Annotated in this window: 20 protein-coding genes; 12 read left to right on the top strand and 8 right to left on the bottom strand. The window is 68.2% G+C overall.

Going from position 1 to position 22406, the window contains the following annotated elements; genetic code table 11:
• Window positions 1–19 precede the first annotated feature (19 nt).
• Window positions 20–1162: an MFS transporter gene (locus N4G42_RS00905; protein WP_260665814.1), complete on the bottom strand. Its 1143-nt coding sequence runs from the start codon at window positions 1160–1162 to the stop codon at window positions 20–22.
• A gap of 66 nt (window positions 1163–1228) precedes the next feature.
• Between N4G42_RS00905 and N4G42_RS00900 the strand changes: the two genes are divergently transcribed.
• The gene (locus tag N4G42_RS00900; RefSeq protein ID WP_260665895.1) at window positions 1229–2110 is read left to right on the top strand and encodes a LysR substrate-binding domain-containing protein; all 882 of its coding nucleotides are present in this window, start codon (window positions 1229–1231) and stop codon (window positions 2108–2110) included.
• Window positions 2111–2228: 118 nt separating this feature from the next.
• On the opposite strand, the gene N4G42_RS00895 is transcribed toward N4G42_RS00900, so the two are convergent.
• Together N4G42_RS00895 and pssA are read right to left on the bottom strand one after the other, a co-directional pair.
• The gene (locus tag N4G42_RS00895) at window positions 2229–3071 is read right to left on the bottom strand and encodes a PhzF family phenazine biosynthesis protein (protein WP_260665813.1); all 843 of its coding nucleotides are present in this window, start codon (window positions 3069–3071) and stop codon (window positions 2229–2231) included.
• Between the two features lie 42 nt (window positions 3072–3113).
• The gene (pssA, locus tag N4G42_RS00890) at window positions 3114–3740 is read right to left on the bottom strand and encodes a CDP-diacylglycerol--serine O-phosphatidyltransferase (RefSeq protein ID WP_056057700.1); all 627 of its coding nucleotides are present in this window, start codon (window positions 3738–3740) and stop codon (window positions 3114–3116) included.
• Window positions 3741–4012: 272 nt separating this feature from the next.
• Between pssA and N4G42_RS00885 the strand changes: the two genes are divergently transcribed.
• Together N4G42_RS00885 and N4G42_RS00880 are read left to right on the top strand one after the other, a co-directional pair.
• The gene (locus tag N4G42_RS00885; RefSeq protein WP_260665811.1) at window positions 4013–5965 is read left to right on the top strand and encodes an AMP-binding protein; all 1953 of its coding nucleotides are present in this window, start codon (window positions 4013–4015) and stop codon (window positions 5963–5965) included.
• A gap of 90 nt (window positions 5966–6055) precedes the next feature.
• Entirely contained in the window at window positions 6056–7057 is a 1002-nt protein-coding gene (locus N4G42_RS00880; RefSeq protein ID WP_260665809.1) for a Bug family tripartite tricarboxylate transporter substrate binding protein, read from the top strand.
• Between the two features lie 88 nt (window positions 7058–7145).
• Here the strand turns inward: N4G42_RS00880 and N4G42_RS00875 are convergent, their stop codons facing one another.
• The gene (locus tag N4G42_RS00875; RefSeq protein WP_260665808.1) at window positions 7146–9218 is read right to left on the bottom strand and encodes an acetoacetate--CoA ligase; all 2073 of its coding nucleotides are present in this window, start codon (window positions 9216–9218) and stop codon (window positions 7146–7148) included.
• Window positions 9219–9324: 106 nt separating this feature from the next.
• Here N4G42_RS00875 and N4G42_RS00870 point away from each other — a divergent pair, with 106 nt between their 5' ends.
• From N4G42_RS00870 to ubiM, 4 genes are all read left to right on the top strand, one after another.
• On the top strand, window positions 9325–9936 hold the full coding sequence (locus N4G42_RS00870) for a TetR/AcrR family transcriptional regulator (protein ID WP_108498223.1): 612 nt from the start codon (window positions 9325–9327) through the stop codon (window positions 9934–9936).
• A 247-nt stretch (window positions 9937–10183) separates the two neighbouring features.
• Window positions 10184–11080, top strand: coding sequence for an alpha/beta fold hydrolase (locus tag N4G42_RS00865; protein WP_260665807.1), 897 nt, complete (start codon window positions 10184–10186; stop codon window positions 11078–11080).
• A gap of 167 nt (window positions 11081–11247) precedes the next feature.
• Entirely contained in the window at window positions 11248–11679 is a 432-nt protein-coding gene (locus tag N4G42_RS00860; protein WP_260665806.1) for a hypothetical protein, read from the top strand.
• Window positions 11680–11858: 179 nt separating this feature from the next.
• The gene (ubiM, locus tag N4G42_RS00855; RefSeq protein ID WP_260665805.1) at window positions 11859–13145 is read left to right on the top strand and encodes a 5-demethoxyubiquinol-8 5-hydroxylase UbiM; all 1287 of its coding nucleotides are present in this window, start codon (window positions 11859–11861) and stop codon (window positions 13143–13145) included.
• Window positions 13146–13245: 100 nt separating this feature from the next.
• Here the strand turns inward: ubiM and N4G42_RS00850 are convergent, their stop codons facing one another.
• The gene (locus tag N4G42_RS00850; RefSeq protein ID WP_260665804.1) at window positions 13246–14160 is read right to left on the bottom strand and encodes a class I SAM-dependent methyltransferase; all 915 of its coding nucleotides are present in this window, start codon (window positions 14158–14160) and stop codon (window positions 13246–13248) included.
• 196 nt (window positions 14161–14356) lie between these two features.
• On the bottom strand, window positions 14357–15103 hold the full coding sequence (locus N4G42_RS00845; RefSeq protein WP_260665803.1) for a zf-TFIIB domain-containing protein: 747 nt from the start codon (window positions 15101–15103) through the stop codon (window positions 14357–14359).
• Window positions 15104–15234: 131 nt separating this feature from the next.
• On the opposite strand from N4G42_RS00845, the gene N4G42_RS00840 reads away from it, so the two are divergent.
• From N4G42_RS00840 to N4G42_RS00825, 4 genes are all read left to right on the top strand, one after another.
• Window positions 15235–16524, top strand: a complete 1290-nt coding sequence (locus N4G42_RS00840; protein WP_056742381.1) for a solute carrier family 23 protein — start codon at window positions 15235–15237, stop codon at window positions 16522–16524.
• A 142-nt stretch (window positions 16525–16666) separates the two neighbouring features.
• On the top strand, window positions 16667–18208 hold the full coding sequence (locus tag N4G42_RS00835) for an acetyl-CoA hydrolase/transferase family protein (protein ID WP_260665802.1): 1542 nt from the start codon (window positions 16667–16669) through the stop codon (window positions 18206–18208).
• Window positions 18209–18407: 199 nt separating this feature from the next.
• Window positions 18408–19559: an ABC transporter substrate-binding protein gene (locus N4G42_RS00830; protein ID WP_043565868.1), complete on the top strand. Its 1152-nt coding sequence runs from the start codon at window positions 18408–18410 to the stop codon at window positions 19557–19559.
• 251 nt (window positions 19560–19810) lie between these two features.
• On the top strand, window positions 19811–20233 hold the full coding sequence (locus tag N4G42_RS00825; RefSeq protein ID WP_108500132.1) for a hotdog fold thioesterase: 423 nt from the start codon (window positions 19811–19813) through the stop codon (window positions 20231–20233).
• 198 nt (window positions 20234–20431) lie between these two features.
• Here the strand turns inward: N4G42_RS00825 and N4G42_RS00820 are convergent, their stop codons facing one another.
• Window positions 20432–21001 carry a cob(I)yrinic acid a,c-diamide adenosyltransferase gene (locus N4G42_RS00820; RefSeq protein ID WP_108500130.1) on the bottom strand — a complete coding sequence of 190 codons (570 nt, stop codon included), beginning with the start codon at window positions 20999–21001 and terminating at the stop codon, window positions 20432–20434.
• A 261-nt stretch (window positions 21002–21262) separates the two neighbouring features.
• A complete protein-coding gene (locus N4G42_RS00815; RefSeq protein WP_260665801.1) occupies window positions 21263–21703 on the bottom strand; it encodes a hypothetical protein in 441 nt (146 codons plus the stop codon).
• 316 nt (window positions 21704–22019) lie between these two features.
• On the opposite strand from N4G42_RS00815, the gene N4G42_RS00810 reads away from it, so the two are divergent.
• Window positions 22020–22388, top strand: coding sequence for an EF-hand domain-containing protein (locus N4G42_RS00810; protein WP_099732274.1), 369 nt, complete (start codon window positions 22020–22022; stop codon window positions 22386–22388).
• Window positions 22389–22406 lie beyond the last annotated feature (18 nt).

Below are 22406 nucleotides of genomic sequence, written 5' to 3'. Positions count from 1 at the left end.
ATGGTCGATGCGCAGACGATCAATCGCCGCGAGGCGCCCAGCAGGCGATGGCCGTGGCCGACAGCAGCAAGGCTGCAACGCCATACACCCAGGCAGAGGGCGCAATGGGCAGCAGCACACCCGCCAGCACCGGGCCCGCACCGGCGCCCAGGTCCCGCCACACCGACCGCGTCGCCAGCGCCTGGATGCGCCCCGGCCCCGGCGTGCGGCGCGCCACCAGCGGTGGCAACAGCGGCAGCAGCAGGGCCCGCAAGATCACGATGGCCAGTGCGCTGGACCACAGCCACCCCAGGCCAAAACCCACCAGGGCCACCGACGTCAGCACCGCAAAACCCACCAGCAGCACTTCGGCGCCGTAGCGCTCGGCCAGGTCGCCGCCCAACGCGCTCAGCACGATCTCGGCCAGATAGCGGACCGACAGCAACAGCCCCGCCACGATCACCGGATGGCCCGGCAGCACATCGCGGCCCAGGTACGACAAGCCGATGATGAACAGGCCGTCCAGCACCAGCCCCTCGACGAATGAAAAACGGTCCAGGCTACCGGGGAGCCTGCCCCAGCGCTTCTCCGGGGGCGGCACGGCATGCGACTGGGCGGGCAAATGCCGCGTGGCCAGCAAGGCGCACAACGCGACGGCGGCAAACACCCAGAAGATCGCCCGGGGCTCCCACCACAGCGCGCAGACACCCCCCGCAGGCAGGGCCAGCATGGGCCCCAGCGCTGCAAAGGCGCGCGACTGCCCGGCGCGTCGCGCTGCGCCCAGAGGCTCGGCTGTGGCCAGCGCCTGCGTCGCGAGGTTCAGCGCCGCAAAGGCCAGGCCCCACAGCAGCCGCAGGCCCAACAAGGCGACGAAGCCGCTGAGGGTGGCGTACCCCAGCGCACACGCGGCGGCGGCCAGCACGGCCAGCGAGCAGGTGAGACGCTCGCCATGGCGGGCATAGAACCGCGCCACCGCCCCGTAGCCCGCAATGCGCACGAGGCGGTTTGCGGCCAGCAGAATGCCCGCCTCGAACAGGGTGACGCCAAACGCCGGGGCAAACATCGGCAGCAGCAGGTAGAGCACCGTGTCCCCAGGCAGTGCAAGGCCGAGCGCCAAGGCAGCGCGGCGCGAGTGGTTGTCTGAGGCCAAGGTGTGGTCTGAAGGCTGTGGCATGGCCCGCATGGTGCGCGGCAGTGCCGGGCGCGACAAACGATATTGCTGCGCGCCATGCGTGACAAAATTGCACGCATGCCACCCCGCCTGCCCCCGCTGAACGCGGTCCGTGCCTTTGTGGCGGCGGCGCGGCACCAGAGCTTTACCCACGCCGCGCTGGAGCTGCACGTCACCCACAGCGCCATCAGCCGCCAGATCAAGACGCTGGAGGCCCACCTGGGCGTGGACCTGTTCGAGCGCAAGACGCGGCAGGTGCTGCTCACGGCGGCGGGCCACCAGTTCCACGCACAGGTCGGGCCGGCGCTCGCGCAGATCGGCGCTGCCGCCCAGTCGCTGCGGGGCGATGCCGGGCTGCGCAGCGTGAAGATCAATGTGCGGCCCAGCTTTGCGGTGCGGTGGCTGATCCCCCGGCTGCCGGGTTTTGTGGCCCAGCATCCGGACATTGAGCCCCAGGTCATCACCAGCACGCTGGCGCCGGACCATGCCACCGCGACCTTCGACCTGGCCCTGCGGCGCGGCCCACGCGGTTGGCCGCCGGGCATGCAGGTGCAGCCGTTTCTGGAGGACGAGGCGCTGGTGGTGGGCGCTCCTGCCCTGTTCGCCCAGCGCCCGGTGGCGCAGCCCGAGGCGCTGTCGGCCCATGTGCTGCTGCTGTCCAAATCGCGCAGCAAGGACTGGGAAAGCTGGAAGAAGCTGGTGAACGCGCCAAGGCTCCAGCCCGCCAGCTGCCTGCAGTTTGACCACCTGCACTTTGTGCTGCAGGCCGCCGTGGATGGGCTGGGTTTTGCGGTGGCCCCGGTGTCGCTGATCACCCACGACCTGGCCTCGGGGCGGCTGGTGTCGCCCCTGCCCACCTTGCGGCTGCCGCTCACGCGGCACTACCTGGGCATGGCGCCGGACCCGTCACCGGAGACGCTGCGTTTTGTGCAGTGGCTCCAGGACGAGATCAGCGCCTGAGCGGAAGACCGGGCGGGGCGCACAGAGCCCCACGTGCTCGGCTGGCCCGCTTTCTGCACAAATCGGACGGTAGCGCTAGTGAATCATGTGCCAGTAGCTATATTTTCAATAGCAAAAATCATTCGCCATCGCCCATCCACCGCGCCGTTCCCGACACGCGGATGGAGCTGCCAGCCACCGGCCCGATCTCGGCCCGCAGGCGCGAGCGCATGCCCATGTCTTCGCCCTGCACCACGTCAATGGCACCGCCGTGCGGCCAGCCCAGGTCGCGCAGGTAGCCCGCCAGCGCGGCCGTGGCGGCACCCGTGGCCGGGTCTTCCAGCACGCCGCCCGACGCAAAGGCATTGCGGGTGTGCAGCAGCCGGTCGGACTCCACCCACACCAGCACAATGGTGACCAGCTTGGCGTTCACCATCAGCGTGCGGCCAACGTCCAGCGCGTAGTGCATGGCCGCCAGTGCCTCGCGACTGCGCAGCGCCAGCGCCAGGTGGTCCGCACCGCCGTGGATGAGCGCGGGCGGAATGCGCGGGTCCAGATCGACCGCGCTGAGGCCAAACAGGGCCAGCGCATCGGCCAGCAGCGCCGCAGGCACAGGCCCGCTGCGCGTAGGGGGCGACTGCAGCGCCGCCTGCACCAGATCGCCCGCGCGGCGGCCTTCGACCGTGATCTCGGCCTGGCTCAGCGACAGCGCAAACACGCCGTCGCCCTCGCGTTGCGCGAGCGCGGCGCCCAGGGCAATGGTGGCGTGGCCACAGAAGGGCACCTCGCTCTCGGGCGCAAAGTAGCGCACCCGCCAGCGGCCATCGCCCAGCGGGGCGGCGAATGCGGTTTCAGAAAAACCGACCTCAGCGGCGATGCGCTGCATGTCTGCGGGGCTGGGCAGCGCGTCACCGATCCATACACCGGCGGGGTTGCCGCCCTGGGTGCCGTCGGAGAACGCGGCGATTTTTTGGAGTGCCATGGTGTTCAACATCCACAAAGAAAGGACGCGCTAGCCAGCGGCTCAGAGCTTCGGAATCCGAATCCGGCTGATCATCAGCGACCCCGACACCGCAAACAGCAGCACCAGCGGGTGCAGCGTGAAGCCGCCGATCAGCAGCTTGCCAAACCACAGGTTCTCGCGCACTGCGCCCAGCCAGGCGGCCAGGGCCAGCAGGCCCACCAGCACGATGGAGGTGGGGATGGGGGTGCCCTCGAAGTATTTGACCTTGCCATCGTCGCCCGACAGGGTTTCGGCGGTGACGTTGTAGCGCGCCAGGCGCGACACGCCGCAGGCCACAAAGTAGGCCAGCACGATGCGGTCGTACAGGCCCTGCATGCCGCAGCCATAGGCAATGATGGCCGGGGCCACGCCGAACGAGATTACATCCGCCAGCGAGTCCAGCTCGCGGCCCATGGCCGAGCTTTTCTGGCGCCAGCGCGCGATGCGGCCGTCCAGCACATCAAAGATCAGCGCGGCCAGCACCAGGGCACATGCAAAGTACACATGCACCACATTGCTGGTCTCCAGGTACGACATGACCGAGAACAGCGCGCCCACGCCGCAGACCGCGTTGCCCAGCGTGAACCAGTCGGCCAGGTGGAACTCACGGATCATCGAAAAACGTTTGGGCGGCTGCGGTGTGTTCATGAAGTAAAGGCGCGCAGCGGGGCGCGCAGTGGCAATCAACAAGGTCCATTATGGGTGTGCTGCAGCGCCACCGGCGCGTCAAGAGCCTGTTGTCCATTGCGCAGCGGATCGCCTGTATGCCCTGAAAACCTGCCCTGACATCTGAGTGACTGCTTTTGCGCTGGTACACGGACAGACTGTGGGCAAGCGGCGGTCGCCGCCAGGTAGGACGACGCCGCATATGTGCACCGTCGGTGACCGACCTGATTCCCCACAAGACCCGAGACAACCCCATGCGCCACCCCTCGTTGCCCCCCCTGCACAGTCCTTTTGCCCCGGGTGCCCCGGTGCGCAGCCTGCAGGATGTGGAACGGCTCGAAGCCCGCCCCTTGGCCGAGGCGCTGCCGGTGCAAAGCACCTACGAAATTTTTGTGAATTCGGCAGCGGCGTTTGGCGACAAGACGGCGCTGGCCCTTTTGCCCACCGCCGACCCGGCTGCCGAGCCCATCCGCTGGTCGTATGCGCAGCTGCTCACCGGCATCCACCAGACGGCCAACCTGCTGCACCACCTGGGCGTGGGCCCGCAGGACGCCGTGGCCGTGCTGCTGCCCGGCTGCCTGGAATACCACTTGGCCCTGTGGGGTGGCGAGGCGGCGGGCATCGTGCAGCCGCTCAACCCCATGCTCACCGACGAGAAGATCGCGGCCATGATGACCTTGGCCCGTGCCAAGGTGCTGATCGCCTACGGCGGCGAGGGCGACCTGGGCTACTGGAGCAAGGCCCTGCGCCTGCGCGCCCTGGTGCCCAGCCTGACCACGGTGCTGCGCGTAGCGCCGCACGATGAGGCAACGGGTACCACGCCCGCCCTACCCCCAGGCGTGCTCGACCTGGCCGCGCGCCACCAGCACCCTGGCGACCACCTGGTGAGCGGCCGCCGCATTGTGGCCAGCGACATTGCCGCGTACTTCCACACCGGCGGCACCACGGGTGCGCCCAAGCTGGCGCGCCACAGCCACGGCGCGCAGGTGTTCACCGCCTGGGGCAGCGTGCAGATGCAGGGCATACGGCCCGAGGACGTGGGCATCAACGGCTACCCGTTGTTCCATGTGGCGGGAGTGCTGCCCGGCTCGCTGGCGGCGCTGTCTGCGGGAGTGGAGACCATCATCCCCACCACCGGCCTGTTCCGCAACCGCGAGGTGATTGCGAACTACTGGCGGCTGGTGGAGCGCTACCGCTGCACCTACCTGTCGGCTGTGCCCACGGTGCTGGCGGCGCTGGCCAACGTGCCGCTGGACGGGGCCGACATTGCCACGCTGCGCTACTGCCGCACCGGCGCGGCCATCCTGGCCCCCGAGCTGGCGGCGCGGTTTGAGCGCCTGTTTGGCCTGCACATCCACGAAAGCCTGGGCATGACGGAGATGGCGGGCATCTCCACCATCACCCCGCCCGGCGTCAACGCGCCCGCAGGCTGCGTGGGCTGGCGGCTGCCGTACACCCAGCTGCGCGTGGTGGCGCTGGATGCGCAGGGCAATGCGTCCGACCAGGACCTGCCGCCCGGCCAGCCGGGCATGGTGCTGTTCCAGTCGCCCAACCTGTTCTCCGGCTTTCTCGATGCAGCCGACACGGCCAAGGCCTTCACGCCCGATGGCTGGCTGGCCACGGGCGACCTGGGCTTTGTGGATGAGCAGGGCCGCCTGCACCTGAGTGGTCGCTCCAAGGACCTCATCATCCGCAGCGGCCACAACATCGACCCCAAGGTGATCGAGGACGCGCTGGGCGCCCACCCCGCCGTGCAGCTGTGCGCCGCCGTGGGCGCGCCCGATGCTTATGCGGGCGAGCTGCCCGTGGTCTACGCCACGCTGGTGCCCGGTGCACCGGCTGTGACCGAGGCCGAACTGCTGGCCTTCACCGCCGACCGCGTGGACGAGGCCGTGGCCCGCCCGCGCTGGGTGCAGGTGCTGCGGACCATGCCCGTGACCAACGTGGGCAAGATCTACAAGCCCGATCTGCGCCAGCGCGCGGCCTGCCACACGGTGCAGGCGCTGGTCGATGGGGTGTGCGGACAAGCCACGGGCGGCCTCCGTCCCCAGGTACAGCCCGAGGGCGACAACGCCGTGCGCGTGACCGTGGCCCCGGGCCCCGACGCCGACGCGCTGCAGGCCCGCCTGCGCGAAGTGCTCGCGCCCCTGCCCCTCACCGTGCGCGTCACCACCGGCCCCGCCCCAGGGAGCCCCCAGACCGCATAAGCCCATGGCGTGACAGCCAGGCCCCGGCCCGCCACCATGCATCGCGGAGCCCGCTGAGTGATTTTTATAACCATGACAGGAGACAAACCCATGCCCTTCCACGCCCTGACCCGCCGTTCATGGCTCGGCGCCGCCGCGCTGGCCGCTGCCACCGCCTGCACCGGCACTGCCGCCTGGGCCCAGGCCGCCTACCCCAGCAAGCCCATCAAGGTGGTGGTGCCCTTCGCCCCCGGCGGCGCCACCGACGTGCTGGCGCGCGTGCTGGCCGAGAAGATGGCCGTGGGCCTGGGCCAGCCCATGGTCATCGACAACAAGCCCGGCGCGGCCGGCATCATTGGCACCGACGCGGTGGCCAAGGCCGCACCGGACGGCTACACCCTGCTGCTGGCGCTGAGCAACTCCATGCTCACCAACCAGTTCCTGTACACCAAGCTGCCCTACAGCCCCGAGAAGGACATCGCGCCCATCTACCAGATCGCCATCGCACCCCTGGTGCTGGTGGCCCACCCCAGCGTGCCGGTGGCCACGGGGCCTGAGCTGCTGAAATACATCGCCGCCAACAAAGGCAAGGTGGCCTACGGTTCGTACGGCACGGGTGCCTACCCGCACCTGGCCGGCGCGTACATGAGCCAGTCGCAAAACGCCGACATGAGCCACGTGGCCTACCGGGGCGAGGCGCCCATGGTGCAGGACCTGCTGGGCGGGCAGATCCAGATTGCTTTTGCGAGTGCACTGCAAGTCAAGGCGCACATCGACGCCGGCAAGCTCAAGGCCATTGGCGTGAGCGGCGAGCGCCGCATGGGCACGCTGCCCAACGTGCCCACACTGGGCGAGCAGGGCCTGAACGACGAGGCCTACCGCGTGGCGGGCTGGCTGGCGTTTGGAGCCCCCGCAGGCACACCGCCCGCCATCCTGGAGCGCGTTGCGGCCGAGGTGCGCAAAGCCACCGAGCATCCCGATGTGGCCCAGCGCATCACGGCCATGGGCTTTGACGTGCAAAAGAGCTCACCGGCCTTGTTCACCGCGGCCATGAACAAGGAGCGCCCGGTGTGGGAGCGGCTGATCAAGGCATCTGGCGCGAAGCTGGACTGACTCCATGGGGTGCAGCACGCCTCAGCGCCGCACTCACTCTTGCATCCAAACAAGGCGCTAGCGCTTATTCAATAAGCGCTAGCAGCTATTATTTTTGGAGCGTACTCGCCCGCTGCGCCGCAAACGCCACATACCAGTCCAGACACCCCGGGTTGGCCATCGCGTCCTTGTTGACCACCTTTTCGATGGGCTGGCCCAGCAGCAGTTTCTTGATGGGCAGCTCCTGCTTCTTGCCGCTCAGCGTGCGCGGCACCTCGGCCACGGCAAAGATGTCGTCGGGCACAAAACGCGGGCTCAGCGCCGTGCGCACCGCGCCATTGATGCGCGCGCGCAGGGCATCGTCCAGCGCGTAGCCGGGGCGCAACACCACAAACAACGGCATGTAGCTCTCGCGGCCCAGGTACTCCAGGTCCACCACCAGGCTGTCGAGCACCTCGGGCAGCGATTCGACCGCGCTGTAGATCTCGCTCGTGCCCATGCGCAGGCCGTGGCGGTTGATGGTGGCATCAGAGCGGCCATAGATCACGCAGCCGCCGTTGGCGCCGATCTTGAGCCAGTCGCCATGCCGCCAGACTGCGCCCATGCTCGCGGGGCCATCGCCGCCGCCGGGCTGGCGGCCGTGGCCTGCGGGGTACATGTCGAAGTAGCTCGACAGGTAGCGGCTGCCGTCCTGGTCGCCCCACAGGTAGAGCGGCATCGACGGAATGGGCTGCGCGCAAACCAGCTCCCCCACCGCGTCCTGCACGGGGCGGCCCTCGGCGTCCCAGGACTCCACGGCCGCGCCCAGCATGCGGCATTGCATCTCGCCGGGCACCTGGGGCATCTCGCGGTTGCCGCCGATGAAGGCGCCGCAGAAATCCGTGCCCCCGGAGATGTTGTTCCACCAGATATCGTGCGTGCCCAGCGCCTCGAATTGCGCCGAGCCCCACTGCTGCACCTCGGGCGACAGCGGCGAGCCCGTGGTGCCCAGCGCGCGGATGCGCGTGAGGTCGCCGTAGTCGGTGAGCTTGATGCCCGCCTTCATGCAGTTGGCAAAGAACGCCGCGCCCGCGCCGAAGAAAGTCACGCCCGTCTCGGCCGCAAAGCGCCACAGCACGCCCCAGTCCGGGTGCTCCTTGCTGCCACCGGGGTTGCCGTCGTAGATCACGCAGGTGGTGCCCGACAGCAGGCCGCTGAGCTGCGCGTTCCACATCACCCAGCCGGTGGAGCTGTACCAGTGGTAGCGCTCGCCAAAGCTGTTGGGCTCGTAGCTGCAGCCGATGTCGTTGTGCAGCACCTTGAGCTGCAGCGCCACCAGCACCGTGCCGCCGTGGCCGTGCACGATGGGCTTGGGCAGGCCGGTGGTGCCGCTGGAGTAGACGATCCACAGCGGGTGGTCAAACGGCAGCCACATCGGCTCGAATGCTGCCGTTTCTGCATCATTTTTAGCGGTAGCGCTAGTCCAGCTTGCCCAGCCAGCTATCGAAACAGAAGCATCCAGATTGCCCAGCAGCACCGCGTGCTGCACGCTGGGCAGGGCCTCGCGCAGCTCGGCCAGCACGGGGCGGCGGTCGTGGTCGCGGCCGCCATAGCTCACGCCGTCCACGCCGATCAGCACCTTGGGCTCGATCTGCCGAAAGCGGTCGAGCACCGCATGCGTGCCCATGTCCGGCGCGCAGATGCTCCACACGCCGCCGATGCTCACCGTGGCCAGGAAGGCAACCATGGCCTCGGGCACGTTGGGCAGGTAGGCAGCCACGCGGTCGCCGGGCTGGATGCCCTGGGCCTTGAGGTGCAGCGCCAGCGACGCGACCTGGCGGCGCAACTCGGGCCAGCTCAGTTCGCGGTGCTGGCCCTTTTCGTTGCGGCTGATGATGGCGGGCAGGCCCGCCGCGTGGGCGGCATCCACATGCCGCAGCGCCTGGCGTGCGTAGTTGACCTGCGCACCGGGGAACCACAACGCGCCGGGCATGGTGTTCTTTGCCAGCACGGCCGTGTGGGGCGTGGGCGACTGCAACTGGAAGTAGTCCCAGATGCTTTGCCAGAAGGCGTCGAGGTCGGTGGTGGACCAGCGCCACAGCGCGTCGTAGCTGTCGAACTGCAGACCGCGCTGGTCGCGCAGCCAGTTCTGGTACAGGCGGATCTGGGGAATGTAGGGCGGGGTGTTGTGTGTTGTCTCCATGGCGACGCAGCGTACCAGCGGCGCCCGGCAGAGGCCAGCCACACCCGTCGCCCGGTTGACAGCGCGGGGATTGCGTTATTTCGCACAATCGTGCTAAATTGCGCCCATGGACGCCAAAACCCAGAAAGCCGAACTCACCCGCGCCGCCATCGTCGGCGCGGCGCTGGACCTGGCTGCGGCCGAGGGGCTGGAGTCGATCACGCTGCAGGCCGTGGCGGACCGCGTGGGCCTTTCCAAGAGCGGCGTGTTCTCGCGGGCCGGCTCGCGCGAGGCGCTGCAAAAAGCGGTGATCGAGGAGTTTGGACGCCGCTTTCTGGCCGACGTGTTCGTACCCGCCATGCAGCAGCCCAAGGGCCTGCCGCGCCTGCAGGAGATCCTGCGCCGCTGGATTGCCCGCACGCGCGACGTGGAGGCCTTCACGGGCTGCATCTACACCGCAGGCGCCTTCGAGCTGGACGACCGCGAGGGCGAGCTGCGCGACCTCCTGCACGCTGAAATCACCCGCTGGCGCGCCGCATTGCGCCGCACCGTGATCCAGTCCATCGAGGCCGGGCACCTGGCGGCCGACACATCCCCCGACCAGCTGGTGGGCGAGATCTATGGCCTGATCATGGGCTTGTTGCACGACGTTCGCTTCCTGCGTGATCCGCAGGCAGCGGCACGCACCGAGGCGTCCTGGGCGCGCCTCGTCAAGAGTTACCTCCCCTCCCCCGCTTGATACGCGGTGGTGTGCCAGGGAGTGCTCTTGTTTTTTTATGCCCCAATTTCGCACAACCGTGCGAAGAAAGGAACCACCATGTTGATCATCCTGGGCATCGCCGCCATCGCGGCCGCAGTGGGCGCCATCCGGTCGCTGCGCAGCACCCTCACCAGCCTCCCGCGCAGCAACCGGGACTGGATCTTTTACTGACCGTCCGCCCGGTCCACCTCCCCCATCTACCCCATCTCCCTCCTGGAGTCCCACCATGAACACCTCTCCATCCGCCGCGCTGCAGGCCACGTCCAGCTTCTACGGCGAGCACCCCGGCATGCGCCTGCTGCGTGTGGCGCTGGGCACGGCCGAACGCCTGTGGCCCACCTTGGCCGTGCGCGCGGCCTACCGCTTGTTTGGCACGCCCCTGCCCCTGCGCAAACCGGGCCGCAGCGCCGTGCCACCGGGCCACTGGCGCACGGAGCGCCTGGCGTTTGAAGACGCCGAGATCACGCTGTACCTGCCCCAGGCCCAGCCACACGGCCCCACGGTGCTGCTGCTGCACGGCTGGGGCGGGCATGCGCGCCAGATGCTGCCGCTGGCCGACGCCCTGGTCGCGCGCGGCCTGCGCCCGGTGCTGGTGGACCTGCCCGCACACGGCGGCAGCCGGGGCCGCGTGAGCAACCTGCCGCAGTTCGCCCGTGCCATCGAATACGCCACCGCCCGCCTGCACGCGCAGGACTCGGCGCCCCACGCCGTGGTGGCCCATTCGCTGGCGGCCAACGCAGCGGCCCACGCGGCCAGCCGGGGTCTGGCCACCGGGCGCCTGGTGCTGCTGGCGCCGCCCGCCTCGCCGCACGAGTACACGCGCCTGTTCGCACAGGTGTTCGGCCTGTCGGAACGCACGCGCGCGGCCATGCAGCGGCGCATCGAGGCGCGCGAAGGCATCCTGATGCGCCAGTTCGAGCCCCCGGCCGTGGGCCCGCGCATTGCCCTGCCCACGCTGGTGGTGCACGACCGGGGCGACCGCATCAACCGCTTTGCCGACGGCGAGGCCTACCGCGACCACATCCCCGGCGCCACGCTGCTGGCCACCGAGGGCCTGGGCCACCGCAAGATCCTGCAGCAGGCCGAGGTGCTGCAGGCCGTGGCCGACTTTGTGGCGGCGTAAGCGCCGGCCGGCGGTGGCAGACGGGTCGCGCGACCCGCCGGAATCAGCCGGTGACAGGCAGCCTCTATCATCCGCACTCGACCGCCTTCCTGGAGGCGCCCTGCCGATGAATCGCTGGTGCCCGCACCAGCGGCCCCTGCTGCCTGTTGCTACCTGCCGTGTCTCCCATGTCCACTCTCCTGTCCGCCTGGCCCGCCCTGGTCCTGTTGTTGCCCGCGCTGTGGCTGGTGTCGGCCATCGTGTTCCTGGCCAAGGGCAACCGGCGGGCGTTCGCACAGCTGATGGCCCTGCTGGCCTGTTTTCTGATCGGCGCGCTGCTGATGGAGTTCTTCACCTTCATGGGCGCCCTCATGGCCCGCTCGGGCAGCCAGCACGCCACGCCCACGCTGGGCACCGGCACGCGCCAGTTGCTGGAGACCATTGCCAACCCGCGCTCCATCACCGCACCACCGCTGTCGCTGGCGGCTTTTGCGGCGTACAGCATCCCGGCGGGCTACCTGTGGCTGCTGGTCACCTGGGTGCTGCACCTGCGCGGCAAGAAGGCAGGCCCGGCCAAAAAGAAGTCCAGCAGAACCCCGCGCAAGGCAGCCAGAGACTGAGTTTCGATTGTTTTAGCCCCCAGGCGCTAGAAACATATGCCTGAGCAGCTATCAATTGGATAGCGCCACCACGCCATGGCTTGACGCAGGGCAAAGCGTGCCCCAACCCGCCCGCCCACAATGGCGCGCGGCCTCCCCGACCCGGGGCGGGCACCTTGTCACCCTGTATTCATCCCGCCATGACCACCCACCACAGCGACGTGCTCATCGTCGGCGCAGGCCCGGCGGGCCTGTCGCTGGCCATCTCCCTGGCGCAGGCCGGGTTCACCGCCACCGTGGTGGAGCAGCAGGGCGACCGCGCGCTGGCCCAGCCCGCACCTGACGGCCGCGAAATCGCCCTCACCCACCCCAGCCGGGCAACGTTGCAGCGGCTGGGCAGCTGGGCGCACCTGGCCGACCACGAGGTGGGCCAGATTGCCGAGGCCCAGGTGCACGACGGCCCGCTGGGCCGCCATAGCGCGCTGCAACTGAACGCGGCCAGCGGCACCCACGGCGATGTGTCAGCTCCCGGCGCCCTGGGCTTCATCGTGCCCAACCACGCGCTGCGGCGCACAGCCCACGCGGTGGCTGCGAGCACCCCGGGCGTGCGCCTGCTCACCGGCACCCAGGTCACCCGCGTGGCCGCGCTGCCCGGCCATGCCGAGCTGGACTGCGTGCCCTCCCACACGGGCCCTGGCGACCACGCCACGCCCCAGCGCCTCACCGCCCCGTTGCTGGTGGCCGCCGACAGCCGCTTCTCGGCCACGCGCCGCCAACTGGGCCTTGGCGCAGACATGACCGACTTTGGCCGCACCGTCATCGTCTGCCGCATGCGCCACGCCCTGCCCCACGGCAACGTGGCGCACGAATGTTTTGGCTACGACCGCACACTGGCCGTGCTGCCCCTGCCCGATGACCCACAGACGGGACAGGCGCTGTGCTCGGTGGTGGTCACGGCGGGCGCGGCCGACGCCGCCGCGCTGATGGCCCAAAGCCCCGAGGCTTTTGCCACCCAGGTGCAGGCCCAGTTCAACGACCGGCTGGGACCCATGGCGCTGGTGGGCGAGCGCCATGCCTACCCGCTGGTGGCCGTGTATGCCCAGCGCTTTGCGGGCCACCGCTGCGCGCTGCTGGGCGACGCCGCCGTGGGCATGCACCCGGTCACGGCGCATGGCTACAACCTGGGGCTGGCGGGGGTGGAGCGGCTCACGGCCGCGCTGGTCAGCGCCCGCCAGCGCGGGCAGGACATTGGCAGCGCCGACGCCCTGGCCCCCTACGCCCAGGGCCACCACCGCCACGCCTGGCCCATCTACCAGGGCACCAACGCCATCGTGCGCCTGTACACCGACGCCCGCCCGGTGCCCCGCCTGCTGCGGCAACTGGTGCTGCAGGGCGCGCGGCGCCTGCCACCGCTGCAGGCGGCCATCGTGGGGCAGCTGACGGGCAAGGCACCCCAATGGATGCGCGCACTGACGCTCAGGCCGTAGCCAACCTCTGCAACGGGCGCGCCCCACGCCAGCGCCACCGTGCAACTGGCTTTGCCAGGCCACCGGTGGCGTCCCCCTCAGGGGGAAGACGCGAAGCGGCTCAGGGGAGGCTGTCCCTTACCCCCAGCGTGGCCAGGCCATACAGCGGCGCACCGAGCCAGGGGCGCCACCACATGTCCATGGCAATACCGGCCCAGCCGTAGCCCTCCGCCACGCTTTGCTCGCGCAGCAGGTGCAGGCGCGGGTGCACGGCCGCCAGCTCTGTCATGCGGCCGACACCCCACCGAAACTCCGCGCCCGTAGGCCCCACGCTGGCGTGGCGGGCCGCGCAACCCACGGCCTGGCGCGTCATCACGTCCAGCACCATGCGCGAGCCCGGTGGCGCGTGCTGCGCAAACTCGGCCAGCACGGCGTGCACCTGCGCGGGTGGCAGGTACATCAACACGCCCTCACACACCAGCAGCACCGGGGGTGCGGTGCGCTGCGCGGGCAGCCCGAGCCGCTGCCACCAGCCGGTTTGCGACAGGTCCAGATCGGCATGGCGCATGCGCGGGCACTGCGGCGGCAACAGGGGCTTGCGCAGCGCCATCACCGCAGGCAGGTCCGCATCAAGCCACTGGTTGGCCCCCGTGTCCAGCCACTGAAAGTGGTGCGTGAGGCCACACCCCAGGTTGACGCCCAGGGCCTGCGGGTGCTCGGCAAAAAAGGCGCGCCCCGCCTCCTTGATGGCGCGGGTGCGCCACAGCACATGCAGCACCGTGGGCAGGTCGTCCAGGGTGCTGCTCACATCGGCACCCAACTGGGTCAGCAAGGCCTGGGCCACGGCATCGTGGCAGTCGAGCCAGGGGAAATAGCGCCCGCCGTGGGCACGCGCGGCCAAAGGGATGAGCAGGGTGCTGGGCACGGGGGGCAGCTGCGCGCGCTGCAGCAGGCTGCCGGTGCAGTGGAGCGCACGCGCCGGTGGCGCAGGGCTGCGCGGCGATCGGGCAGGGCGTCTGGTGGGGGACTGCGGCACGGGGCGCTCCTCCAGTGGCTGCGGGCGCCACGGTTGCGTGGGTGGCCCAGGGCAAGGGCCTCGGGGCCTCGGGGCCTCAGAACAGGTTCTTGAACCATTCTGAACGGTCTGCCCCAGTCTGTCGTGAATGACCGCAGCGCGTGCTGCGGTATGTCAATGCACTGGCGGGGCTTGCGGCCAGCGCGACGCTGAATCCCTAGTCCTTCACCAGCGCCCACACCAGCGCCACCCCGGCCGCCAGCAGATCTCCGGTGAACGAGCTGTCATTGGCATCGCTGCTGGCCGTGGTGAATGCGCGCTTCTGGCGCTCGCGCTCGGCCCGGGTGCGGTCGCGCTCCAGGGCCACCAGGGCGTCGCCAATGTCCACGGGCGATACCGGCGCCGCCGGTGCCTTGGAGCTCGCGGCGGCATAGCCCTCCATGGCGCGCAACACGGCCTCGGGGTCGATGAGGGAGAACGCGGCACGGCAATAGGGGCAGGCGTGGTCCTTGCGGATGTCCACGGGCGCGCCGCAACTGGTGCAGTAGATGGCGCCCACGCGCTTGGCGAGGTCGTCGATCTCGGGGCGCGTCATGTGGCGCACAAAGCCTTTTTCGACCATGAAGGACGAGAAGGTGCTGAAGCGCCCATGCTGTCGCCCGCAGCGGTACACCATGTAGCGGCCGCTGCGCACCACGTCGTAACCCTTGGCCAGGCTGGTGTTGCAGCGCGGGCAGGCCATGCTCTCGGCCAGGGCCTGGTGCTGGTCCACACGGTGCTCGTGCAGCAGCCGAAACAGCTCGACCACGGACTGGGGCGTGAGCTTCAGGTTCTCGTGCCGGTCAAACCACAGGCCCTGGCAGGCAAAGCAGATGTCCAGCTCCAGCGAATCGCCCAGGTTGCTGGCAAAGCGGTGTGCCTGCATGGGTTGGCGGCACGAGGGGCAAGTGGGTGCAGGAAACATGGCAGTGAGGGTCTGGGCAGCGGTGCGGGGTGCCTCGCGGGGGCGGGGGCATCGTAACCCGCCCGGGATGCTCGTCCCCCACCCTGGCCGCATCCACTAGCATTCGCGCCTCAACCACAAGGAACAACCACATGGGATTCATGAACTGGCGTGTGAAAAGCGCTGATGTGTTGCAACAAGGCGGCGTGATCGCGCCGGACGAGCGGCTGCCCTGGCCGCAGACGGCGGTGATGGGCGTGCAGCACGTGATTGCGATGTTTGGCGCCACGGTGCTGGCGCCCATCCTGATGGGCTTTGACCCGAACGTGGCCATCCTGATGAGCGGCATCGGCACGCTGATCTTCTTCCTCGTCACCGGCGGCAAGGTGCCCAGCTACCTGGGCTCGAGCTTTGCGTTCATTGGCGTGGTGATTGCGGCCACGGGCTATGCGGGCCAAGGGGCCAATGCCAACATCGGCGTGGCGCTGGGCGGCATCATTGCGTGTGGCCTGGTCTACACGCTCATCGGAGCGCTGGTGCAGGCGATTGGCACGGGCTGGATCGAGCGCTTCATGCCGCCCGTGGTCACGGGCTCGGTGGTGGCGGTGATCGGGCTGAACCTCGCGGGCATTCCCATCAAGAACATGGCGGCCAGCAACTTTGACAGCTGGATGCAGGTGGTGACCTTTGTGAGCGTGGGCCTGGTGGCCGTGCTCACGCGCGGCATGGTGCAGCGCCTGTTGATCCTGGTCGGGCTGATCGTGGCCAGCATCATCTATGCAGTACTGACCAACGGCCTGGGCCTGGGCAAGCCCATGGACCTGACCGCACTGGCCAACGCTGCGTGGTTTGGCCTGCCGAACTTTGCGGCCCCGCAGTTCAGCGGCAATGCCATGCTGCTGATTGCTCCCGTGGCCATCATCCTGGTGGCCGAGAACCTGGGCCACGTGAAGGCCGTGACGGCCATGACCGGCCAGAACCTGGACCGCTACATGGGCCGCGCGTTCATCGGTGACGGCATTGCCACCATGGTCAGTGGCAGCGCAGGCGGCACGGGCGTGACCACCTATGCCGAGAACATCGGCGTGATGGCGGCGACCAAGATCTATTCCACCGCCGTGTTCCTGCTGGCGGGTGTGTTTGCGCTGGTGCTGGGCTTTTCCCCCAAGTTCGGCGCACTGATCCAGACCATTCCGCTGCCGGTAATGGGCGGCGTGTCCATCGTGGTGTTTGGCCTGATCGCGGTGGCGGGCGCCAAGATCTGGGTGGACAACAAGGTGGATTTTTCGCAGAACAAGAACCTCATCGTGGCGGCCATCACCCTCATCCTGGGCACGGGCGACTTCACACTCAAGTTCGGCCAGTTCGCGCTGGGCGGCATCGGCACCGCCACGTTCGGGGCGATCCTGCTGTACGCGCTGCTCAACCGCAAAGCGGCGTAATCTGTGGATGTGGCCAGGCCGAACCGCATTTGTAAGGGTTAACCCTTAATTTGTAAGGAACGAAGGCTAGCATCCTGGGTTTTGTCCACAGGGCCATCCGCTCACCGGGCGGGTGGCCTTTTTCTTTTTGCGGAGTTTGTTCATGTCCCTGGCCGATCGGGTGCTGTACCCCGACTTTCTCTCCCGCACCATGACCGCCGATGAGGCGGCCGCCCTGATTCCTGCCGGCGCCCATGTGGGCATGAGCGGATTCACCGGCGCGGGCTACCCCAAGGCCGTGCCCGGCGCGCTGGCGCGCCGCATCGAGAGCCTGAACGCGCAGGGCCATGGCTTCAAGATCGGGCTGTGGACAGGCGCCAGCACCGCACCCGAACTGGACGGCGCGCTGGCCCAGGTGGACGGTATCGAGATGCGCCTGCCCTACCAGTCCGACCCCACGGTGCGCCGCCAGATCAATGCGGGGCAGATGCAGTATGTGGACATCCACCTGTCGCACGTGGCGCAGTTCGTGTGGTTCGGCTTTCTGGGCAAGCTGGATGTGGCGGTGGTCGAGGTGGCGGGCGTGTTGCCCGACGGGCGCCTGATCCCCTCGTCCTCGGTGGGCAACAACAAGACCTGGCTGGACCAGGCCGACAAGGTCATCCTGGAGGTGAATGCCTGGCACAACCCGCAGCTGGAGGGCATGCACGACATCTACTACGGCACCGACCGGCCGCCGCACCGCAAGCCCATCCCCATGACACGGCCCGACGAACGCATTGGCGAGCCCTACCTGCTCTGCGACCCGAGCAAGGTCATCGCCGTGGTGATGACCAACCAGCCCGACCGCAACAGCGTGTACGCCGCGCCCGATGACACCTCCAACCGCATCGCGGGCCACATCATCGAGTTCCTGCAGCACGAGGTGAAAAAGGGCCGCCTGCCCGCAGACCTGCTGCCGCTGCAGTCGGGCGTGGGCAACATCGCCAACGCGGTGCTGGCAGGGCTGAACAACGGCCCGTTCGACAACCTCACGGCCTACACCGAAGTGCTGCAGGACGGCATGCTGGACATGCTGCGCTCGGGCAAGCTGGCCAGCGCCTCGGCCACAGCGCTGTCGCTGAGCCCGGCGGCCATGCAGGACTTCAACGACCGCATCGACTACTACAAGCAGCGCATCGTGCTGCGCCCGCAGGAGATCAGCAACCACCCCGAGCTGATCCGCCGCATGGGCTTGATCGCGATGAACGGCATGATTGAGGCCGACATCTACGGCAACGTGAACTCCACGCATGTGATGGGCTCGGCCATCATGAACGGCATCGGCGGCTCGGGCGACTTTGCGCGCAATGCCTACCTGTCGATCTTCATGACGCCGTCGCTGGCCAAGAACGGCGCCATCTCGTGCATCGTGCCCATGGCCTCGCATGTGGACCACACCGAGCACGATGTGCAGATCCTCGTCACCGAACAAGGCCTGGCCGACCTGCGCGGCCACTCGCCCACGCAGCGCGCCGAAATCATCATCGACCGCTGCGCGCATCCGGACTTCCGCCCCGCCCTGCACGACTATGTGGCCCGCGCCAAACGGGGCGCCGTGGGCCAGCACACGCCGCACCTGCTGAACGAGGCCTTGTCATGGCACCAGCGGTATGTGGAGACGGGCAGCATGCGCGCGCCAGCGGGCCCGGCGAGCGCGGCATAAGGGCGCAAGGGGCATAAAGGGCAAATGCGGCACAAGGGGACGCGGCGCGCGCCCCAGACCCTGCCGGAGCCTTTGACAGCCAATTGCCAGCCTGCGCAGATAAAATCAGGGTTAACCCTATGTCTTTCGACCTCCCCCTGTCCACCCCCACCAGCCCCCATGCGGGGCTGGTGGCATTTTGTCTGCGAGTTTTTTGACCATGCAACGCCGTCAGTTCACCCAATCCCTCGTGGCCGCCAGCGCCGGCCTGCTGCTTGCCCCCTCGTCGCGCGCCGTGGGCGTGCAAGACCCCATGGACGCCAAGAGCGTGACCATTGGCTGCTCGCTGGGAACGACCGGCGCGCTGGCCAGCCTGGGCAAGGAACTCAAGCAGGGGCTGGACGCAGGCTTGGCCCAGGCCAACGCCAAGGGCATCCACGGCCGCGAGATCAAGCTGCTGGCCCTGGACGACGGCTATGACGCCGCGCGCTCCGAAGACAACGTGCGCAAGCTGATTGCCGACGCCAACGTGGTGTCGCTGATCTCCTGCATGGGCACGGCCAACAACCAGCGCATCCTGCCGCTGGTGGACGAGGCGCAGATCCCCTACGTGGCCCCGCAAAGCGGCGCCACCTCGCTGCGCAAGGCCGAGTACCGCTCGGTGTTCCACGTGCGCGCCAGCTACACCGACGAAGCCCAGCGCCTGGCGCAAAAGCTGGTGTCCATGGGCATCACCGAGCTGGCCGTCGTGTACCAGGACACCGCCTTTGGCCGCGAGTTTCTGGCCGATGTGACCAAGGCCATGGCGGCCGCCAAGCAGCCCGCACCCAAAGCCTTCAAGCTCGACGCCCAAGGCGCCCAGGTGGCGGATGTGGTGGGCAAGGCCGTGGCTGCCAAGCCCAACGCCGTGCTGCTGGGCACGGCGGGCGACATCACCGCCACGCTGGTCAACGAGTTCAAGAAAGTGTCGCCCAGCACGCCGCTGGCCGCCACCAGCGTGGCGCTGTCGGGCGACAACCTGCGCCAGCTGGGCGGCAAGGCCTCGGGCATTGCGCTGTCGATGGTGCTGCCCGACGCAGCCCGCACCAGCTTTGCCGTGGTGCGCGACTACCAGAAGGCCATGCGCGCACTGGGCTACCAGGAGTTCTCGGCCCGCAGCTTTGAAGGCTATGTGAACGCCCGCGTGCTGGCCGAGGGCCTGGAGCGCGCCGGCCGCGACCTGACCCGCGCCAAGCTGCGCAACGCCCTCGCAGGCATCCGCAGCAACGACCTGGGTGGCCTGTCCATCGACTACGCCAGCGGCGCGCCGTATGTGGGCTCGCGCTTTCTGGACCTGGGGGTGATGGGCGCCAACGGGAAGTTTGTGGGCTGAGGCTAGGAGCCTGTCGGACTTGGAGCGTCGATAGCGAGAATCGGCCCCAGCGAGGACAGTTTTTGCCGGACTTGCAGACCCATAGCCCAGCTATGGGGCAAAAAGACGGTAAAAAATGGACCGCTGCGGCCGATTCGCAGCCGACGACTTCCAAGTCGGACAGGCTCCTAGGCGCCTGCGGCACAGGGCGGGACCACAGGCATTGGCACAATCAGCGGCTTGCACTGACTTGGCCCTGTCCCGTGACCACCATGCCCATCTGGAAAAAACCCATCGACCTGGCCCTGCTGAAGGCCGCCAACCGCAACACCGCCGTAGAGCACCTGGGCATTGAGTTTGTCGAGGTGGGTGACGACTTTCTGCGCGCCCGCGTGCCGGTAGACCACCGCACCATCCAGCCCTTTGGCCTGCTGCACGGCGGTGTCAGCGTGGTGCTGGCCGAGTCCATGGGCTCCACCGGCGCCTACTACACCCTGCCCGAGGGCTACCGCGCCGTGGGCCTGGACATCAACGCCAACCACCTGCGCTCTGCCACCAGCGGCTGGGTGACCGGCACAGCCAAGCCGGTGCACATCGGCCGCACCACGCACGTGTGGCACATCGATCTGCACAACGAAGCGGGTGAGCTGACCTGTGTGTCGCGGCTGACGATGGCGATCCTCGCACCCCGCTAGTGGGCATCCCCCTGAGGCGCTTCGCGCCTTCCCCCTTCTCTCGCATCGCTAGCGCGATCCGGGATGGGGGACACCGCCAGCGCGGCGGGGCGGCCCTTGCGCGGCGGTCTTGGCCTGGGATGGGCCCGTGGCAAAGGCTGGGTGGTGTTTTTGATGAAATCGGCCCCAAGCGCTAGAAGAATATGCGCTGGTAGCTATCTATTCTGTAGCGTTTTGCTGGGCCAGGCGCTCGCTTTTCCAGTACACGTCATCACCGCCATCCATGCGGTTGAGCACGCGGGCCAGCACGAACATCAGGTCGGAGAGGCGGTTGAGGTACTGGCGCGGCGCGTCGTTCAGGGCCTCTTCGTTGCCCAGGGCGACCACGGCGCGTTCAGCGCGGCGGGCCACGGTCCGGCACACGTGGGCCTGTGACGCGGCGCGGGTGCCCGCAGGCAGGATGAACTCCTGCAGGCGCGGCAGCGCGGCGTTGTGGTGGGCCAGAGCTTCGTCCAATGCCAAGACGGCGTCGGCCTTGAGCAGCTCGAAGCCCGGGATCGACAGCTCGCCTCCCAGGTTGAACAACTGGTGCTGCACCTCGACCAGCAAGGTGCGGACTTCATCGGGCAGCGGCTCGCACAGCAACAGGCCGATGTGCGAGTTGAGTTCATCCACATCCCCCATGGCGTGAATGCGCAAGCTGTTCTTGGAGACACGCTGGTTGTTGCCCAGGCCGGTGGTGCCTGCGTCGCCGGTGCGGGTTGCGATTTCTGTGAGTCGGTTGCCCATGGGGTGCCTTGATGAGGAAACGGGAGGATGGATGCCAGCTTCTGCGGGGCACAAGCCACCGCAGTGAATCTGCCCCGGATTCTCCGCCACCGCCACGCGGCTGCAAGCGTTTCGCCTCCAATCCCCTACGCACTGCGCCCTGAGCACTGACTGCCCACCACACGCAGCATGCCCGCTACGCGAACCCGCGCCCTGTGGCACACAGCCTGGTGCGTCACAGGGCGACGGCGCAGCGCTATCAAGGCGCTGCGTACGGCGAGATCAATGCGCAGCGGGGGTGCGGTTGAGCTTGTCGATGTCTGCTGTGGATACGCCAGCGTTGGTGGGCTTCATGGTGTCCCATGCATGTGCGTGGTAGGTGTCCCACTCCTGGCGCGACACCATGCCGTCACCGTTGGTGTCCATCAGGCGCGCATTGACGCGTGCATCGGCCTTGGCTGCGGCCTTGCCGCCTGAAGCGCTGGGGTTGATCTCGGCCACCGGAGCCGCACGTCCGTCGCCAGCTGCGGGGTTGGCAGGCATGGCGCTGCTGTTGGCGCTGCGCGTGTCCACCTTGTTTTGTGCCTTGGACGCCGCCGCACCACCGGATGCAGAAGGGTTCACCTCGGACGGAGGGCGCGCATTGCTGTTGGCGGGGGCCTGGGCCAGCGCAGCGGTGCATGCCAATGCGGCCAGAGCGGCGAAGACGGTTTGCTTTTGCATGGAGAACTCCTTCAGAAAAACGTGCGATCAAGCGAAATGCTTGGATGCATTGTTTTGCCGCGCCCCGACCCCGCTTGTAGGACGTTCACGGGCTTGCAGGTCAGGCCAAGCGCTTGAGCAGGTGGGGTGTGAATGCGCACCAGGGGACGCTTGCGTCTGGCTACAAACTGTGCGGACATCTACACACAACCGGCGTGCCGCGTTACACCGCGCTGGCAAATGTAGAGTGAGGCAACAGCAGGCAAGAGTGCTGGCGCGGCACGCTTTGCTGCGGTGCAATGCAAGCCTGTTCAACTTCAAAGGAGCCAGGCTCACCATGAAAGCACTGCAACGACGCCACTACTCGTTCGACACACGCAGCGTGATGCTCTTCGCCGCCCTCTCTCTGGGTGGTGTGGGTGCCTTGCAGGCACAGACGTCCTCCTCTTCCTCTCCTCCCCAATTTGGCCCCGCAAGCAAGAGCACCGCACAGTCAGGCTCGCCTTTTTCTGTGGGGCCCAGCAGTGGCGGCGTCTCCACCGCAGCGGCCGTCGCATTTGACAAGGCCGACACCAACAAGGACGGTCAGCTGAGCGCGCAAGAGGCCGCCACGCTGCCAGCCATCAGCCAACGTTTCAAGGAACTCGATACCGACAAGAACGGATCGCTGTCCCGCGCCGAGTTCGACAAGGGGGTGCAGTCCTGACCCTGCCCAACGCTTAAC

This window comes from Acidovorax sp. K2F (genome assembly GCF_025246485.1).
Classification (GTDB): Bacteria; Pseudomonadota; Gammaproteobacteria; order Burkholderiales; family Burkholderiaceae_C; genus Acidovorax; species Acidovorax delafieldii.
This window is presented reverse-complemented; position numbering and strand designations above follow the sequence as displayed.

Bases quoted from the DNA above. Each gene is read 5' to 3' on its own strand.
- N4G42_RS00905 (WP_260665814.1), bottom strand. From the start codon at position 1,162: ATGCGGGCCATGCCACAGCCTTCAGACCACACCTTGGCCTCAGACAAC.
- ubiM (WP_260665805.1), top strand. From the start codon at position 11,859: ATGACCACCCACCACAGCGACGTGCTCATCGTCGGCGCAGGCCCGGCG.
- N4G42_RS00895 (WP_260665813.1), bottom strand. From the start codon at position 3,071: ATGGCACTCCAAAAAATCGCCGCGTTCTCCGACGGCACCCAGGGCGGC.
- N4G42_RS00880 (WP_260665809.1), top strand. From the start codon at position 6,056: ATGCCCTTCCACGCCCTGACCCGCCGTTCATGGCTCGGCGCCGCCGCG.
- N4G42_RS00865 (WP_260665807.1), top strand. From the start codon at position 10,184: ATGAACACCTCTCCATCCGCCGCGCTGCAGGCCACGTCCAGCTTCTAC.
- N4G42_RS00845 (WP_260665803.1), bottom strand. From the start codon at position 15,103: ATGTTTCCTGCACCCACTTGCCCCTCGTGCCGCCAACCCATGCAGGCA.
- N4G42_RS00815 (WP_260665801.1), bottom strand. From the start codon at position 21,703: ATGCAAAAGCAAACCGTCTTCGCCGCTCTGGCCGCATTGGCATGCACC.
- pssA (WP_056057700.1), bottom strand. From the start codon at position 3,740: ATGAACACACCGCAGCCGCCCAAACGTTTTTCGATGATCCGTGAGTTC.
- N4G42_RS00885 (WP_260665811.1), top strand. From the start codon at position 4,013: ATGCGCCACCCCTCGTTGCCCCCCCTGCACAGTCCTTTTGCCCCGGGT.
- N4G42_RS00830 (WP_043565868.1), top strand. From the start codon at position 18,408: ATGCAACGCCGTCAGTTCACCCAATCCCTCGTGGCCGCCAGCGCCGGC.
- N4G42_RS00860 (WP_260665806.1), top strand. From the start codon at position 11,248: ATGTCCACTCTCCTGTCCGCCTGGCCCGCCCTGGTCCTGTTGTTGCCC.
- N4G42_RS00840 (WP_056742381.1), top strand. From the start codon at position 15,235: ATGGGATTCATGAACTGGCGTGTGAAAAGCGCTGATGTGTTGCAACAA.
- N4G42_RS00875 (WP_260665808.1), bottom strand. From the start codon at position 9,218: ATGGAGACAACACACAACACCCCGCCCTACATTCCCCAGATCCGCCTG.
- N4G42_RS00835 (WP_260665802.1), top strand. From the start codon at position 16,667: ATGTCCCTGGCCGATCGGGTGCTGTACCCCGACTTTCTCTCCCGCACC.
- N4G42_RS00825 (WP_108500132.1), top strand. From the start codon at position 19,811: ATGCCCATCTGGAAAAAACCCATCGACCTGGCCCTGCTGAAGGCCGCC.
- N4G42_RS00870 (WP_108498223.1), top strand. From the start codon at position 9,325: ATGGACGCCAAAACCCAGAAAGCCGAACTCACCCGCGCCGCCATCGTC.
- N4G42_RS00820 (WP_108500130.1), bottom strand. From the start codon at position 21,001: ATGGGCAACCGACTCACAGAAATCGCAACCCGCACCGGCGACGCAGGC.
- N4G42_RS00900 (WP_260665895.1), top strand. From the start codon at position 1,229: ATGCCACCCCGCCTGCCCCCGCTGAACGCGGTCCGTGCCTTTGTGGCG.
- N4G42_RS00810 (WP_099732274.1), top strand. From the start codon at position 22,020: ATGAAAGCACTGCAACGACGCCACTACTCGTTCGACACACGCAGCGTG.